Below are 16,366 nucleotides of genomic sequence, written 5' to 3'. Positions count from 1 at the left end.
ATTTCCATACAAAAGCTCCTATATAGTAGTTTATTAAAAACATACTATATAGGAGTTTTATTGTCAAGAGTTTATATGTCTTAATAGGTAAATTCCGTTTTTTCAATTCTTCAAACTGGAATTGTTCGGGCTTTTCAAATACTAACGCACTTGATTCTGTTCAATAATTGATTTATAGTAATTACCAAAATCAGCAAGTGAATTAACAATTGGAAGCATTTTTGTTCCGAGTTCCGTTAAACCGTATTCAACTCTCGGTGGCTGCTCATGGTAATCGTGGCGATATGCCAGCCCATCACTCATCATTTGTCTTAAACTATCTGTCAAAACCTTTTGTGAAATACCATCTATACTTCGTTGTAGCTCATTGAATCTCCATGGACGCTCTTTCAAGTTACGCAAAATCAGCAGTTTCCATTTTCCTCCGATAAGAGATACTGCTGTTGCAACTGGGCATTCCGGTAATTCTTCTTTTGCTCGCATAATTCTCACCTCCGAGTCTATTGTAACACATTCATTTTTGAGTGTACAGTTACAAAAAGGTGCGTACTTGTTTTTGTATGTGTCTCACACTATACTAATACCAAGCAACCAGAAACTACAAATTAACTATGGAGGTATTATTATGGCAAATTACACAAAAACAACTATTGGAAAGGAAAACCGAATTGAGCTGCATGAAAAGTTGTCTTTAACAGGTGCAGAAATCAGTTTAAACGAACTACCTGCAGGAGCAAATGTCCCATTTGTTCATTCTCATAAAGAAAATGAAGAAATCTATGGAATTCTTTCAGGTAACGGCAAAGCCATAATTGATGGAGAAGAAATCAGCCTTTCAACTGGAGACTGGCTAAAAATCGCACCTGCTGCAAAGCGTCAGTTTTTTGCATCCGATATTTCCGGAATTACTTATATCTGCATTCAGGTAAAAGAAAATTCTCTGGAACATTTTACAGCAGAGGATGCCGTAATCGGCTAATTAAAAGTATTTATTTACAGAAATGCACAGTTCCCGATATGCTAAGAACTGTGCATTCTTTTTCTTCAATTTTACGATTTCTCAATTTTTCAAACTTGAAGTTATCAGCATCCTTCTTTTTTATCTTTTATATCGTCTTTTAACGATTTGATTTCTTCCAGAATGAGTTCAGTACAAACGACTATAATACCTGAAAGAAGAATAATTCCACCATAAATCGGATAAATAAAGGATTCTCGGACTCCACCGCCAATGATGCCAGACAAGAGCTGCCACACACCGCTGAACGGCCAAACAACTAAAGCAAATACCACAATCATCATAATAATAGCTTTTTTCATTGTACTTTGCCTCCTTAAATTGCGATTTCTCAGTTTCAAAAACTGGAAGTTGACTTGCCTATTTTCTTAAAATCTCATGTGGAGCTTCTATTTCATTTGCCAAGGTATGCTCTGTTAATTCTGACATCAATTTCAATTTTTTATTAATCAATGGTCGCATACAATTAGGAACATGTTCCTGATGCGCTCTGTGGATTGCTACACATTCCTTACAGTTTCCGTGATAACGACAGGCTTTCAGGCAAGGACAGTGATCTTTGTCTTTATACTCCTTACGAAATTCCGCTGCAAATTCTTCTTGCAGTCTCAGTCCCTCGACACGGTTTCCCTTATGAAATTCTACCATTGCATCCAGTTCTTTCTGGTTCCCTTCAATCTTCATGTTATTATAGCGCCTCCATTTCAACTATTCCTCATTTTCTGATAAATCCCGATTGTTCTAATCTTTTTTACGCCCACCTTCTTGCCCTTCGGACAAGAAGTATCCCTCGCTCAAAGAGCTCGGTCAATTCCGATTTTTCCACGTAAAAAAGGATGTGCCTTTTTGTGTAATAGGGCATTCCAGGGAATTTCCTATTACACGAGAAATTGCTCTCTCATCACAGTTCACACATTATGCAAACTGCAATCCCATCTCGCACAATCTAATTATATCGCAGCTTTATTATCTCCGTTTATCCATTTATAGTCAAATACTATCATCAAATCGCCAAAATGGACAGCGCTTGCCAATACACTGATTGTTCTGAGCATAATGCGTACACTGGACTTCTGTGCATTCCATTTCGATTCCAAAATGCGTTTTTACAAAATCAACCGCCGCCAGAATCGCCAGATAAGAATCTCTTTTACAACACCTCGGACCGTCGGTGCGCGAAATCGCTTCCAGTGCTTTTGATGTCATCTGATTCGAAAGTCCCCAGGATTCCTCCGTCAGTGGCGTCGCCCCAGACAAGATAGATACAAACATACCTGCGCTGATTCCCGCTCCGCAGGCACCCCAGAATCCGCAGGTTCCTCCTGGAACGGCTTTCCCACGGTTCAGCATTTCCATCACAGATTCCCGCAGATTAATAGCACCTCCCGCATTTTTATATGCAGTAAGCAGCGCCGCTCCCACCATGACATGATGCTCCGGTCCATGCATATGGCAAAACGGTGCATCCATCATCTTCCGGACAATCTCGATCGGATTTCTGGATGTTTCGTCTATACACAGGGAAAGAATGGTGTCCAGTCCCTTCGTATGACAATCATTACAAACATAATGCCCGTTCTGGCATCTGGTCTTGCTCAATTCTTTTTTATGACATAATTCGCACTCCATCCATTCATCCTGTTCCAGATAAATAAGAGGTGCTTTACAGACAATACATTCTTCTTGCATAGGATTTCCATCTCCTTTACATTCATTTTCCGACCAGCGCGTTGAGTTTCTCCACTATATCCATACTTCCCGACCGGAAACCTTCCAGATCGAGTGTAATGTACAGAAATCCCATTTCTTTTAATGTCCTGCAGATCGTCTCCCGCTCGGCAATCGCTTTTTCAAATTTATCCGCATCCACCTCGATCCGGACAATATCGCCATGCAGGCGCAGGCGCACATTTCCGCCAAACACGCTTCGAAGATAATCTTCGCCTTTCTCAATCCGCTTCAAAACTTCCATGTCAAAGGAAGTTCCATATGGAAGGCGGGTCGCCATACATGGCATGGACGGACGGGATGCAACGGAAATTCCTAAGTCAGCCGCAAATGCCTTGACATCCTTTTTCTCCAGTCCGCACTGTGCAAGTGGACTGACGACACCCAGCTCACGGAGTGCCTGGATACCCGGGCGGTACACATGCAGATCGCTCTCATTGGTTCCGTCCATCACGCACGGAATCCCCTCTTCTTTTGCAAAATCCAGAAGTGTCGCGAACAGGTGGTGTTTGCAGATATAACAGCGGTTGACCGGATTCGTCCGGATGGCTTCCAGCTCCATCTCATTGACCTGGATAATTTTATGGATCGCGCCCAGCTCCTTTGCCACCCGCTCCGCGATCTCCAGATCACAGGCTGGGTGCAGCATGGTGTGAAATGTCACGGCATAAACCGGCATTCCCGTCTTCTTCGCCGTATCACACGCCAGCTTGAGAATCAGGCTGCTGTCCACACCGCCCGAAAAGGCGACACAGACCGGTGCTTTCGCTTTTTCTGCCATGAAATGTTTTAAAGCTTCTCTTTTTTCTGTCTCTGATATCATTGGTTTATTTTCCATGGTTCTTGATTCTCCTCTTAATTATCTAACGAGAATGCACTGTGCCGTTTTTCAATCTCAAAAGTGCCTACTGTAAACTAATACTTCCGTCTTCCATTACTCCGTGGAATACTTCCATGAAGCGCTTCCCTGTCTCCCGGCAGATCGCGCGCACGCTCTCATACTCCGGATAGCACGTATCCACGCCGCCGCGCTTGCAGATTTTTACCTTTGCTGCCCCGTAACGGGTCTGGATCTCCTTTACTTCCCGTGGCAGTATCGTCCTCTCTACTGGATAACGGCGCACACCGATCGTGGTCGTACAGGAGAAGACAAGCTGTTCTAATTCTTCCCGTTTTTCTGCCGTTGTCAGTACATGAAGCACATACGCCGGACGGTTTTTCTTCATATATGCCGGTGTGTACCACACATCTCTGGCGCCCGCTTCCAGAAGCACCTCCATCGCATATCCCAGCGCCTCGCCGGTGCAGTCGTCCAGGTTTGCCTCCATGACCCACATGGAGCTTTCGTCGTGACCGTCTTTTCCGGTTTCTACTTCCACCGTTTTATCCGTCAGAAGCATCGCCCGCAGGATATTCGCGTGCGCGAAATCCTTATTTCCGGCGCCGATACCGATCTTTTCGATCTGGTACTTCTTCGGAAGCGCCGCTTCTGTCCGGAATGCCGCCGCGATCGCTGCGCCGGTCGGCGTTACCATCTCTCCTTCGACATCCCGAAGCGTCAGTTCCAAGCCCTGTGCCGCTGCGATATTTGCCGTCGCCGGAACCGGAACCGGCATTAAACCGTGCTGGCAGCGCGCAAATCCATGACCTTCGGAAAGCGGCGATACCACCACGCGGTGGATTCCCAGATCCTCCAGGCAGAATGCCGCACTGATAACATCCACAATCGAGTCAATTGCACCGACTTCATGGAAATGAACCTCGCTGACCGGGATTCCGTGTGCTTTCGACTCTGCCCCCGCCACAATCTCAAACATCCGGCGCGCCAGGTTTTTAACACGGTCAGATGCATCCAGACGATCGATGATCTCGAAAATGTCATGGATGTTGCGGTGGACATGAGGATGCATATGATCGTGGGTGTGAGCGTGATCATGGCTGTGCTCATGGTCGTGGGTGTGAGCGTGATCATGGCTGTGCTCATGGTCGTGAGTGTGTTCATGATCGTGATGATGCTCATGGTCGTGCTCATCATGGCTATGTTCGTGCTCATGACCATGTTCATGCTCATGATGATGCTCTTCTTCCTCTAAATGTACATCGAAATCATACGCATCGATTCCACATTTCTTCGTCCGCCCAAAATGCAGATGATACCCGGATACGCCCAGACTGTCCAGTGCCCGTACCAGTTTTTCCCGGCTTGCTCCAAGATCCAACAGTGCGCCAACCGTCATATCTCCACTGATTCCAGACGCACAATCCAGATATAAGATTTTCTCATCCATTTTTACTTCTCCCTCTACTTTTCTCATTTTATTGATACATTTCCGTTTTTCGCTTTTATGCAATTATCACAAACCACTATCACTCTGCCGTCTTCTTCGGCTCCCGAACCGCCAGGCGGTTGATCTGCGCCGCCAGGTATGCTGCGCCGTAGCCGTTATCTATATTTACAACCGAAATGCCGTTCGCACAGGAATTAATCATCGTGATCAATGCCGACAGTCCATGAAAACTTGCACCATAGCCGACCGAGGTCGGAACCGCAATGACCGGATTTTCCACCAGCCCGGCGACAACTGTGCCAAGCGCGCCTTCCATTCCGGCCACCGCAATCACGCAGTTTGCCCGCGCAATCGCCTCGCGTTTGGATAAAAGGCGATGGATGCCCGCCACCCCTATATCATAGTAGCGCTCCACGCGGCAGCCGAAAAATTCTGCCGTTTTGGCAGCTTCCTCCGCAACCGGGATATCCGCGGTTCCGCCTGTGCAGACTGCCACCAGCCCTTCCAGCTTCCACGGTGTCTCCGATGATTTTCTCGCCTGCAAAATTTTTGAAACCGGATCGTATTCTATCTCCGGGATGCGCGCCCGCACTAGATTCCACTGCTCCGGCGTCGCCCGCGTTCCGAGTACTTCCCCATTTTCCCGGTACAGCGTCTCGAAAATATCCGCCAGATAGGCATCCGGCTTTCCTTGGCAGAACACCGTCTCCGGGAATCCCGAACGCAATTTCCGGTGCAGATCCAGCTTCGCATACCCTAAATCTTCGTAAGGAAGATTCTTGAACGCATTCTCCGCTTCCTCAATACTTGTATCCCCCCGTTTTACCTCTTCCAACAGCTTCCGAACATCCATTTCTTCCTCATTTCTCCTTGTCAAATCCCAATTTTCTCTGTCAATATGTAAACCGGCTAAACTGCTGCCATCTTTTCCTGCAATGCCTTTAAATCAATCTGCCGCGTGCAAATCCGCTTCAAAAGAGATTCCGAATGGCTCACAATCACCATTCCCAGCTCCCGCTCCTTTGCCTCATGCAAAAGCGCCTGCCAGATCTGGCTCTGGGTCACTGCGTCAAACATCGCGGTGATCTCATCCGCCAGCAGATACCGCGGATTTGCCGCCAGCGCTCTGGCAATACAGAACCGCTGCAGTTCGCCGCCGGAAAGCTCCGATGGAAACCGATCCAGCCATTCCTCCCGGATGCCAAGCCGTCCCCGGCTCTCCTCATCCACCTGACCGCCCTCACTGAGAACCTGGCGCATCCGCCAGCGTGGGTTGAGCGCCTGCTCCGGGTGCTGCCAGATTAACTGCACCGGCATACAGCCCCGGATATTCTCAATTGGTATGCTGTCAATCTCTACCGTTCCCGCCTCCGGTCTCTCATATCCCGCCAGCAGGCGGCACAGCGTCGTTTTTCCATATCCGCTCGGCGCCACCAGACCTACGCGCTCTCCTGGCTCAATTTTCAGGGAAATACGCGTCAGCACGTGGCGCCCGCCATTTTCATATGAAAAAGATAGGTTTTCTGCCTTTAGTGACATCTCATTCTCCTCCAAAAAATTCATGTTCCGGCAGTGCCCGGTAGAGCGCCTGCGTGTATGGCTCTTTCAGATTCCGTCCCTCCCGGAAGTTCTCCGGCTTTACTTCCTCCATAATCGTCCCGTCATAAAACACCAGAATCCGGTCCGCCATCTCAATCGCCAGTTCCAGATCATGAGTAATCAGAAGCACCGCTGCCCCGTCCTGTGCCATCTCTTTTAAATGACGGATCACATGGCGCGCGGTCATCGCCTCCAGCCCCGGTGTCGGTTCATCCGCCACAATCAGCCTCGGCTCCTGCATCAGTGCCGCTGCCATCAGGACACGCCGCGCCATGCCGCCCGACAGCTCAAATGGATAACATTTTTCCACTGATTCATCCAGCCCGTACCGCTTCAAAAGCTGGCGGCATTTTGCCCGCGTCGCTTCATCTTTTCTGCCGCCACAGATCTGATCCCCGACCCGCATCAACGGATCGAGGTAGGAAACCCCCTGCGGAATCAGGGAAATCCCATTGCCCCGCAGCCCGGCAAGCCGCGTCTCATCCAGAACCTCTCCCTGATAGAAAATTTTTCCTTCCATCCGGCAGTTGTACGGCAAGATTCCCAGAATCGCGTGCGCCAGCAGGCTTTTTCCCGAACCACTCGCCCCGACCACCGCCGTCAGCTCCCCACTGAAAAGTTTGCAGGAAAGATCGCGGAGCGGATGGAGTTCGCGCCGTCTAAGCCCACGCGCATACTGCGTAAAATATAAGTTTAGATTTTGAATTTTCAATATCGGCTTTTCCATGGAATCACGATTTTCACGCAATCTCCGTTCTTTGAGAACGTCTGTCTGTTCCAAATCTGATAGCCGCATCGTTTTTGATTGTTTTTGTCTTAATCGCATCATTTTATCAAAATATATGTTTTTCTGCCTCATTCCCAGCATCCTCTACTCATGCGCGCTCCCCGGATCCATCAGCCGCCCCAGGCTCTGCCCGATCGCCTGAAATCCCAGCGTTACCAGCACCAGTGCCGCGCCCGGAAAGAGCGCCAGCCACCATTTTCCGGTAATCAGGTACGACATACTCTCGGATAAAATAACACCGATCGCCGGTTGCTCGGAGGAAAGACCGAAGCCCAGAAAGGTCACGCCCGCCTCATGAAGAATCGCATGGGGAAAGAGAAGAATTAACCCGGTTACAAATTGCCGCGATACCTGCGGGACGATGTGGTTCCAGGCAATCCACCAGGGCTTTTTCCCCAGTTTTTCGGAGATCCGCACATACGGACTTTCCCGGATCTGTAAGATTTCCGCCCGCAAAAGCCTCGCCAGCGACGCCCAGTGCGTCAGGGCAATCCCGGCTGCCACACCCCGGAATCCCTTTCCCAGACTGTAGGAAATCAGGATCAGGAGAAGCATGTGCGGGATTCCCATTACCAGATTAATCAGCCCGCATACCAATGAATCCATCAGTCCCCCGCCAAGCGACGCCAGCAATGCAAGCGTCAATGCCACCGCGGCGCTGATCGCCGCGGTCAGAAGCCCCAGCCGGATGCTTAAAGAAAGCCCCGCAACCGTCCGTTTCAGCATATCCCGCCCCATCCAGTCGGTTCCAAACAGCCCGCCGGTTCCCGGAGGCAGGTTTTTTCTCGCAAAATCGACCTGCTGTGCGGCATCCACCCAGACGATTCCAAGCACTGTCACCAAAATCAGGAAAAGGAGGGAAATTCCCAGCAGCCAGAGTGTTTTCTTTCTCATGCCCTGCCTCCTTTCCTAAGTCTCGGATCGACCAGCCGGTACAGCCCATCCGCCGCTGCATTTCCTGCAAATACAAGCACGGCACTGATGAGTGTAATTCCCAGCAGAAGCGGGATATCGCTTCCCAGCCCCGCCGTGACCGCCGCCTGTCCGAGTCCCGGATAGGAAAAGACCTGTTCCACCAGCACCGAACCGCCGAAAATCTCGCTGATCGAGCCAAATTGCAGCGTAATTACCGGGAGAAGCAGGTTGCGGAGTCCATGCCGGAAAATCAGCCGCCAGCCGCTCTCGCCCCGCGCCCGCGCATAGAGTACGTAATCACTTTCCAGAATCTCAATCACTTTTTCGCGCGTGTGCATCGCAATCGAAGAAATCCCTGTCAGTCCCAGCGTACACGCCGGCAGAAATGCGTGATACAGGCGATCCGCCAGGCTGACCTCGTCCGCCGCCATTCCCACCGGGACACTGAACCCGATTGGGAAGATGGGAAGCTGCACTGTAAAGAGAAGCAGCAGCACCAGCGCCAGCCAGAAGGACGGCGTTCCCGCGATCACGATGCAATAGCCCGTAATCAGGCGATCCACCCACTTGCCCCGTTTTGCCGCCGCTGCAATTCCTAAAAATATCCCCACGATTCCCGAAAACAGCCACGCAGACAGAAGGAGCCACACTGACGCAGACGCCTTTTCCGCGATCACCTCCAGCACCGGTCTGCGGTACAGAAGGGAAATGCCAAAATCACCATGACAGATGCCCGAAATCCAGCTAAAGAAGCGCTTCCAGACCGGCACACCAACGCCCCAGTACGCCTGCAGCTTCTCGATCTGCTCCGGCGCCATCGAGCCGAGCGCCGTCTGCCCGACATTCGTCTGCAGCGGATCGACCGGAGACATCGACATCAGCAGAAACGATGCCAGACTGACTGCCAAAAGCAGCAGAATCAGGTGCAGCAGACTGCGCCCAAACCATTTCATCCTACTCATAGTACCACCGATCGACATTGTTGACGATGGACCAGCCGTGACCGTGCGGATGCACCTTCTGCTCTGCGACATGAAGCCCGTCTCTCACCCAGTACAGATGATCGACATTCACCAGCCAGATCCACGGAAGATCACCCTCGGCTGAAACGCCCGTCTCGCCGTCCCACTGCGCCTTTTTCCACAATTCATACGAACTTTCCAGATCCGGTGCTGCCAGTGCCTCATCCATATAAGCGTCCACGGTCTCATTCGCATACGGCGAATATTCTGCCAGCCCCGTATCTGCCTTTGTATGGTAAATATTATAAAATTCCATCGGCGTGTGCGCGCCCCAGCCCCAGAGAAGCGGCTGCGACTGTGCCTCGTCATACGCAGTATCCCAGCCGGTGCCGCGGATCGATGCGTCAATTCCAATCTCTTTTAACTGCTGCGCCGTATCGGCTGCCAGCGCCTGACGCACCGAATCCCCGGTCGGATAGAGAAATTCCAGAATGGCTTTCACTCCATCCTTTTCGCGGATGCCGTCAGCATTTTTCTTCCATCCCGCCGCATCCAGCATCTCTTCCGCCTTCTCCACATCATAGGAAATGTTCTCCATTTCATCGTTGTACCACGGCATCTTGTCACAGACACTATATGCCGGGCTGCCGTAACCATTTAACACATGATCGATCATTTCCTGCCGGTCAATCGCCAGGTTGATCGCCCGGCGCACCTGCACATCCGCGGTAAAATCATTGCCGATTTTTACGCCATCCTCCCGTACCGTCTCCGGCACTGCCGGGAGGTTAAATCCACGGTTGTCCACCGTCTCACAGTCCAAAAGACTGAATTCTGGAACCGACTGGTCTGCATAGGACGCCGCCGTGTACGCCACATCCACCTGCCCGGCGCGCACCGCCGCAAATGCCGCATCCTCTTCCATAAAGAGAATCGTGACCTGCCGCATCTTCGGCGCATCCCCATAATAATCCGGGTTGGCTTCCAGAATCACCTGCTGCCCCTTGTCCCACTGTTTCAGGATATATCGCCCGGAACCGATCGGATGTGTGCCGTAATCCGTTCCATATGCATGCTCCGGCACAATTCCTGTCACCGCCATCGTGTATGACCAGATAGCAAACGGGCGTTCCATCTCAAACACAACCGTCACATCATCGATCGCCTCCGCCTGTTTCAGCATTGAAAAATCGTTGACGGAACTCGTCTCTTTCAATGTGTTATAAGTGAATGCCACATCCTCCGCGGTCAGCGCCTCGCCATCCGTGAATTTCGCATCGTCGCGGATCGTCACCGTCCATGTCATTCCATCCTCGGAGGTCTCCACATCTGTTGCCAGATCATACCCGATACTCAAATCTGCTTCTGTCACCGTCAGGGTGCTCTGGATCAGCGGTTCATGCATATGCTCGCCCGCGCCCCAGCCATATGCCGGATCAAAGCCCGCCTCCGGCTCTGAAGTCGGCGGCATCGCGATAATAACGCTTGTGTGGGTATTTTCCGTCTGTTCTGCGCCGGAACCGCCTTTCTGCGCCTGATTTCCAGCGTTTCCGCATCCGGAAAGCATGACAGCCGCCGCTAAGGCAGTGACGCCAAGTGCCCTGGCTTCTCCGAACACCTTTCCAATGATTTTGCCTGTATTTTCTCGTTTTTTCATATTTTCTGTTGTACCCCTATATTTTTCTTTATGAAAGAAAAGGATATCAGAAAAGTGCGATCCCTGCTGAACCGCTGTACCTTCCTGGTATCCTTCTCCATTTTTCTTATTTATCTCAGTTAAAAAAGAATGTGCCTTGGCACATTCTCGTGCCGAGCGCGGTCGCTTGCGACATGTTTCTTCTTCGCGCGAGTGCGCATCCCGCGGAGCATTTTTTGCTTCATAGGACGCAATTTCCTATGAAACGAGAAGGCTCCCACCTCTTTAGGTGGTGAGTCCTGATTCCTATTTTTTCGTTCCCCCGCTTCTGCAAGGCAGCATCTGCTTGTGCAGCGCTGTTTTTTTTTCTTATATACATTTAGACTCATTTTAGATGTCTGTTATCTTATTATTATTCCGTCGGCGTCGTCTTTCTCACATTCGTCTCCAGGAAACGGTTATATCCAAGCCAGCCCGGATTCTCCCCGCCGCTCTTTAAGACTTCCAGCATCGTCTCCATCTTCGCATCGGTATTGTCCGCGAAATTCAATGCCAGCGCCTCCAGAAGCGCCGGTTTCTTCGGGGAACCGTACTCTAATTCGCCGTGGTGTGCAAGGATGCAGTGCTTTAACTCCGCCGCTGTCTTTGCCGGGAATCCCGGAATCTCCTTAATACGGTCTGCAACCATCATCGTGCCGATCACGATATGACCTAAGAGCTGACCGTCGTCCGTATAATCATTTTCCGGAAATGCGGATAATTCCTGCACTTTTCCGATATCGTGGAACAGCGCCGCCGTCAGAAGCAGATCGCGGTTCAGCGCCGGATATGACTTCGTGTAGAAATCACAGAGTTTCATAACACTTAACGTATGTTCCAAAAGTCCGCCCACAAAACCATGATGCACACTCTTCGCCGCCGAATGGAAGCAGAATTTCTTCACAAATGCCTTATCTTCCAGGAAATAGCTGGATGCCAGCTTTTTCAGGTACGGATTCTGGAAAGACTGCACCAGAGCCGTCAGCTCCTGATACATTATCTTGATATCCTTTGAGCTGACCGGAAGGTAATCACTTTCCTGATACTCGCCCTCGTCCGCCTTGCGTATGCGCTTGATATTTAACTGGTTGGAACCCTGGAAAACCGTCACATCGCCGTCCACATAGACGTACTGCAGCGGCTCAAAATCATTGATGCCCGGGGAACTTAAATCCCAGATTTTGCAGTCTACCGTGCCTGTTTTATCCTGAAGCAGCACGGAAGCGTACTCTTTTCCGTTTTTCGTCACCGCGTGCTGTTTCGTCTTACATAAATATACGTCCGAGACTCTCATTCCTTCCCGGAACTGTTCAATATATCTCATTCTGCCTATATCCTCCTGAATTTCTATCTGGCGCGCAGAGATACCAAAAATGGAATTTCCGTGTATCCGTCGCGCCCTTTCCGCATCACATTTACCGATACAGACACGCCGCTCGCGGAATTTTCAATCTGCGCCTGGAGATCTTTGAAACTTCCGATCTCCTTTGTGCCAAATTTCACAATAATATCGCCGGGCTGGATGCCAGCGTCATATGCCGGGCTGCCGGAGACTGCCTCCGTCACGTAAACGCCCGCCGGAATGCCGCTCCCCTGCATCGCACGGCTCACATCCTGTCCCAGGATGCCCAGATATGCCGCCGAAACGCCATTCGTCAGCCGCTCCAGAATCGGCTTGTAGCTGGAAATGGTGTACGCCGCCGTCCGATCCGTACAGCTCTCGCTACGGCAGGACTCCGATGTCCAGCCGACCATCTCCCCGGCTGTATTGATTAAAAAGGTACCCGTCTGCGAATTGCTGCTGATATCCGCATACAGGATCCGCGTCAGTCCATCTGTAATCTGCACATTGCGCGCCACGTAGGATACCGTTCCGAACGAAAGCGAATGCACCTGTCCGGACGGACCGCCGATACCTACGAGGACATCGCCTGCCTTGACCGTATATGAATTGGCAAGTGAAAGCACCTGCACCTTTTTCCGCTCTTCTTCCGGCAGATTGCCGGACGGCACCGCCACAACTGCCATTCCGAGCACTTCGTCAATCTGGCGCACTGTACCAGCGATCTTCGTTCCATCTGAAAATCTCACATTGATCGAATCCGCCGCCCGCACCGCATCGGCGTAAGTAAAGATCAGAAATTCTCCATCACTCTCCGCGATGACTGCACCTGCATAATCACCCGTATTTTCCACCGGGTTTCCAAATATATCCGTATCCTGTTTGCCGGAGCTGACCGTCACGATCGACTTATCACCCTGTTCCCCGATTCCACGCAGCACCGACGTCATCGAATTGAAATTGTCTGCGGAAAACTGATAGCTGGAAAGCGCCTCGCTGACCGCCTCATCAATCTCCTGCTCCATTTGTTCCGGCTGCGCTGTCATATCCGCATCTGCACCGTCCGACGGCGAAACAGAGTCCGGATCGTCCTTGGAAAACTCGACTGAGGATGTCTCCTGCATCCCATTTTCCTGAAAACACCGATCCGCAAACGGCTTTACCGCCGCAAACGAAACCGCCGCGACTCCTCCAAATACGGCTGACGCGCATACAAAGAGAGCCACCCGCTTCGCAATCTGTTTTCTGGTCAGCGGCGGCTTCACTATCGTTTCTCTCATGAATTCCCGTTTTTCCTTTTTTTCAAGTTCTTCTGAATCCGGCATTTCACTTTCCCCTTTGCATAACATATCCTAATTATACTTTCCTTCTTAAGGTTATGCAAGAAAAAAGTGCGAATGCTTGGCTAGACGGCGGGGAATGTGATATAATGTGAACACTTGACGAGGTCTTTTCGAGTCTAGTGAGAACTTATACCTGACCACTTAATGAGGTCTTTCACGAATTTAGTGGTCACGGTATCATGTGAACACCATTTAAATTAAGAGGATTACCACAACATGAATGAAAAAGCATTAAAAACTCTCGAATATACAAAGATCATCGACCAGCTCACGGAGTACGCCTCCACGGAGATGGGAAAACAGATGTGCCGGGAACTGCAGCCGTCCTGTGATCTGGGGACGATCCGGCAGAGCCAGACGGAGACGACCGATGCCCTGACGCGCGTCCGCATGAAGGGAAGTCTCTCCTTCGGCGGCGTGAAGGATGTGCGTGGTTCCATGAAACGTCTGGAAATCGGAAGTTCCCTGGGGATCCCGGAGCTTCTCGCTGTCAGCTCCCTGCTGACAGTCGCTGCCCGCGCGCAGAGCTACGGACGCCATGAGAAATCCGAAGAATTTCCAGATGATTCCCTTGATGAGCGCTTCCGCGCCCTGGATCCGCTGACGCCGGTCAACAATGAGATCAAGCGCTGCCTGCCATCCGAGGATGAGGTCAGCGATGACGCAAGTCCGGGACTTGCCAAAGTGCGCCGCTCCATGAAGATCGTGGGCGGACGCGTCCATACCCAGTTAAATTCTATTTTAAATTCCAGCCGGACCTATTTACAGGATGCCGTCATCACAATGCGCGACGGGCGCTACTGCCTGCCGGTCAAGGCTGAGTATAAATCCCAGGTCCCAGGCATGGTGCACGACCAGTCCTCGACCGGTTCGACTGTATTTATCGAGCCGCTCGCGATCGTTAAGCTGAACAACGAACTGCGCGAGCTGGAAATCCAGGAAAAACGGGAAATTGAGTTCGTTCTGGCAGCTCTTTCCAGCCAGCTTATGCCTTACACCGACGCGATCCTCTCGGATCTTTCGATTCTGGCAGAGCTCGATTTTATTTTCGCAAAGGCAGCTCTTTCCCGCCACTATAACTGCGTGGAACCGAAATTTAACAACAAACGGTATATCAATATCAAGGACGGACGCCATCCGCTCTTAAATCCGAAACAGGTCGTTCCGATCAACATCTGGGTTGGCGATTCGTTTGACCTTCTGATTGTGACGGGTCCAAACACGGGTGGTAAAACCGTTTCTTTAAAAACCGTCGGACTCTTTACCCTGATGGGGCAGTCAGGACTCCATATCCCGGCATTTGAGGGATCCGAGCTGGCTGTTTTTGACAATGTATTTGCCGACATTGGCGATGAGCAGAGCATCGAGCAGAATCTGAGTACATTCTCCGCCCATATGACGAATATCGTTTCGATTTTAAATGAGGCGGACGCCAATTCGCTCTGTCTCTTCGATGAGCTCTGTTCCGGTACCGACCCGACCGAGGGCGCGGCGCTGGCGATTGCGGTTTTAAATTTCCTGCACAACATGACCTGCCGGACGATCGCAACCACGCATTACAGCGAATTAAAAGTCTTTGCGCTGACCGCGCCAGGTGTTGAAAATGCCTGCTGCGAGTTCAACGTCGAGACTCTCCGCCCGACCTACCGCCTGCTCATCGGTATTCCAGGAAAAAGTAATGCATTTGCCATTTCCCGCAAGCTGGGGCTGCCGGATTATATCATCGACGAGGCGAAAAACCAGATGGAGCAGAAGGACGAATCCTTCGAGGATCTGCTTGCCAATCTGGAAAACAGCCGCGTGACCATTGAAAAAGAGCGCGAAGAGATCGCCTCCTATAAACAGGAAATTGAAACGCTGAAGAACCGCCTCCAGCAAAAGGAAGAACGTTTCTCCGAGCAGAAGGAAAAAATGCTTTCCAAAGCCCGCGAGGAAGCTCAGAAGATCCTTCAGGATGCGAAGGACACCGCCGATCAGACGATCCGCAACATCAACAAGCTTGCCAAGTCTTCCGGCGTCAATAAAGAACTGGAAGCCGAGCGGACCAAGCTGCGCGGCAAGATCCAGGATGTAGACAAGAAACTGGCAGTTAAGAAAACCGCCGCACCGAAAAAAGCCGTTTCCGCGAAAAAGCTGCGTCTCGGCGATACCGTGCGCGTTCTCTCTATGAATTTAAAGGGAACCGTCAGCTCCCTGCCGAACGCCAAGGGCGATCTGTATGTACAGATGGGAATTCTGCGCTCCCTCGTCAATATCCGCGATCTGGAAATGGTCGAGGAAGCATCCATCACCGGACCGGGACTTTCCGGCACGCATACGGGCGGTTCCCGCGGCTCCGGAAGCGGAAGCAGCAAGATCAAGATGTCCAAGTCCTTCAGCGTATCGCCGGAGGTCAACCTGATTGGCATGACCGTCGATGAGGCGATCCCGGTACTCGACAAATACCTGGATGATGCCTACCTGGCGCATCTTCCGCAGGTCCGCGTCGTACATGGTCGCGGAACCGGCGCTTTGAAAGCGGGCGTACACCGCCACTTGAAGAAATTAAGCTATGTCAAGGAATACCGGCTTGGCGAGTTTGGCGAAGGCGATACAGGCGTTACAATCGTAACATTTAAATAAGAAATATCCATAACTGTTCAGTAGGTCTGCGCATTTACTGCGCTGACCGTACGAAAACATGGGTCAGCAGGCAAAAATCCCATTGCC

Annotated in this window: 16 protein-coding genes; 2 read left to right on the top strand and 14 right to left on the bottom strand. The window is 50.9% G+C overall.

Annotated features, from left to right (window positions below):
- Positions 1–141 precede the first annotated feature (141 nt).
- Positions 142–483, bottom strand: a complete 342-nt coding sequence (locus tag PUQ60_RS06340) for a helix-turn-helix domain-containing protein (protein ID WP_273482878.1) — start codon at positions 481–483, stop codon at positions 142–144.
- A gap of 142 nt (positions 484–625) precedes the next feature.
- On the opposite strand from PUQ60_RS06340, the gene PUQ60_RS06335 reads away from it, so the two are divergent.
- On the top strand, positions 626–979 hold the full coding sequence (locus PUQ60_RS06335) for a cupin domain-containing protein (protein WP_004614173.1): 354 nt from the start codon (positions 626–628) through the stop codon (positions 977–979).
- A 104-nt stretch (positions 980–1,083) separates the two neighbouring features.
- Here the strand turns inward: PUQ60_RS06335 and PUQ60_RS06330 are convergent, their stop codons facing one another.
- The 13 genes from PUQ60_RS06330 to PUQ60_RS06270 all read right to left on the bottom strand — a co-directional run bounded on the left by PUQ60_RS06330 (position 1,084) and on the right by PUQ60_RS06270 (position 13,594).
- Positions 1,084–1,320 carry a hypothetical protein gene (locus PUQ60_RS06330; protein WP_055060928.1) on the bottom strand — a complete coding sequence of 79 codons (237 nt, stop codon included), beginning with the start codon at positions 1,318–1,320 and terminating at the stop codon, positions 1,084–1,086.
- Positions 1,321–1,378: 58 nt separating this feature from the next.
- Positions 1,379–1,702 carry a hypothetical protein gene (locus tag PUQ60_RS06325; RefSeq protein ID WP_004613237.1) on the bottom strand — a complete coding sequence of 108 codons (324 nt, stop codon included), beginning with the start codon at positions 1,700–1,702 and terminating at the stop codon, positions 1,379–1,381.
- 306 nt (positions 1,703–2,008) lie between these two features.
- Positions 2,009–2,707, bottom strand: coding sequence for a DUF5714 domain-containing protein (locus PUQ60_RS06320; RefSeq protein ID WP_273379677.1), 699 nt, complete (start codon positions 2,705–2,707; stop codon positions 2,009–2,011).
- Positions 2,708–2,729: 22 nt separating this feature from the next.
- A complete protein-coding gene (gene larE, locus PUQ60_RS06315) occupies positions 2,730–3,584 on the bottom strand; it encodes an ATP-dependent sacrificial sulfur transferase LarE (protein ID WP_207664890.1) in 855 nt (284 codons plus the stop codon).
- 67 nt (positions 3,585–3,651) lie between these two features.
- Positions 3,652–5,034 (bottom strand): nickel pincer cofactor biosynthesis protein LarC, encoded by a 1,383-nt coding sequence (larC, locus tag PUQ60_RS06310; protein WP_273379678.1) that lies wholly within the window; start codon positions 5,032–5,034, stop codon positions 3,652–3,654.
- 79 nt (positions 5,035–5,113) lie between these two features.
- Positions 5,114–5,887: a nickel pincer cofactor biosynthesis protein LarB gene (gene larB / locus PUQ60_RS06305; protein WP_117796697.1), complete on the bottom strand. Its 774-nt coding sequence runs from the start codon at positions 5,885–5,887 to the stop codon at positions 5,114–5,116.
- Between the two features lie 56 nt (positions 5,888–5,943).
- Positions 5,944–6,573: an ATP-binding cassette domain-containing protein gene (locus tag PUQ60_RS06300; RefSeq protein ID WP_022358795.1), complete on the bottom strand. Its 630-nt coding sequence runs from the start codon at positions 6,571–6,573 to the stop codon at positions 5,944–5,946.
- A gap of 1 nt (position 6,574) precedes the next feature.
- Positions 6,575–7,345, bottom strand: coding sequence for an ABC transporter ATP-binding protein (locus PUQ60_RS06295; protein WP_273379681.1), 771 nt, complete (start codon positions 7,343–7,345; stop codon positions 6,575–6,577).
- A 159-nt stretch (positions 7,346–7,504) separates the two neighbouring features.
- Complete coding sequence (locus PUQ60_RS06290) at positions 7,505–8,314, bottom strand: ABC transporter permease (RefSeq protein WP_273379683.1); 810 nt, start codon at positions 8,312–8,314, stop codon at positions 7,505–7,507.
- A complete protein-coding gene (locus PUQ60_RS06285; RefSeq protein WP_337376602.1) occupies positions 8,311–9,297 on the bottom strand; it encodes an ABC transporter permease in 987 nt (328 codons plus the stop codon). Before PUQ60_RS06285 ends, PUQ60_RS06290 begins: the two co-directional genes overlap by 4 nt.
- Entirely contained in the window at positions 9,290–10,954 is a 1,665-nt protein-coding gene (locus PUQ60_RS06280) for an ABC transporter substrate-binding protein (RefSeq protein WP_337955616.1), read from the bottom strand. The genes PUQ60_RS06285 and PUQ60_RS06280 overlap by 8 nt, the downstream gene beginning before the upstream one ends.
- A gap of 391 nt (positions 10,955–11,345) precedes the next feature.
- Positions 11,346–12,296, bottom strand: a complete 951-nt coding sequence (locus PUQ60_RS06275) for an HD domain-containing protein (RefSeq protein ID WP_022358800.1) — start codon at positions 12,294–12,296, stop codon at positions 11,346–11,348.
- 23 nt (positions 12,297–12,319) lie between these two features.
- A complete protein-coding gene (locus tag PUQ60_RS06270) occupies positions 12,320–13,594 on the bottom strand; it encodes a S1C family serine protease (RefSeq protein WP_273379686.1) in 1,275 nt (424 codons plus the stop codon).
- Between the two features lie 279 nt (positions 13,595–13,873).
- Here PUQ60_RS06270 and PUQ60_RS06265 point away from each other — a divergent pair, with 279 nt between their 5' ends.
- Positions 13,874–16,279, top strand: coding sequence for an endonuclease MutS2 (locus PUQ60_RS06265; RefSeq protein ID WP_117796702.1), 2,406 nt, complete (start codon positions 13,874–13,876; stop codon positions 16,277–16,279).
- The last annotated feature ends 87 nt before the right edge of the window (positions 16,280–16,366 follow it).

Source organism: Clostridium sp. AF02-29 (genome assembly GCF_934835585.1).
GTDB classification, from domain to species: domain Bacteria; phylum Bacillota; class Clostridia; order Lachnospirales; family Lachnospiraceae; genus Otoolea; species Otoolea fessa.
The sequence above is the reverse complement of the archived record's forward strand: the minus strand, read 5'-3'. Positions and strand labels throughout refer to the sequence as shown.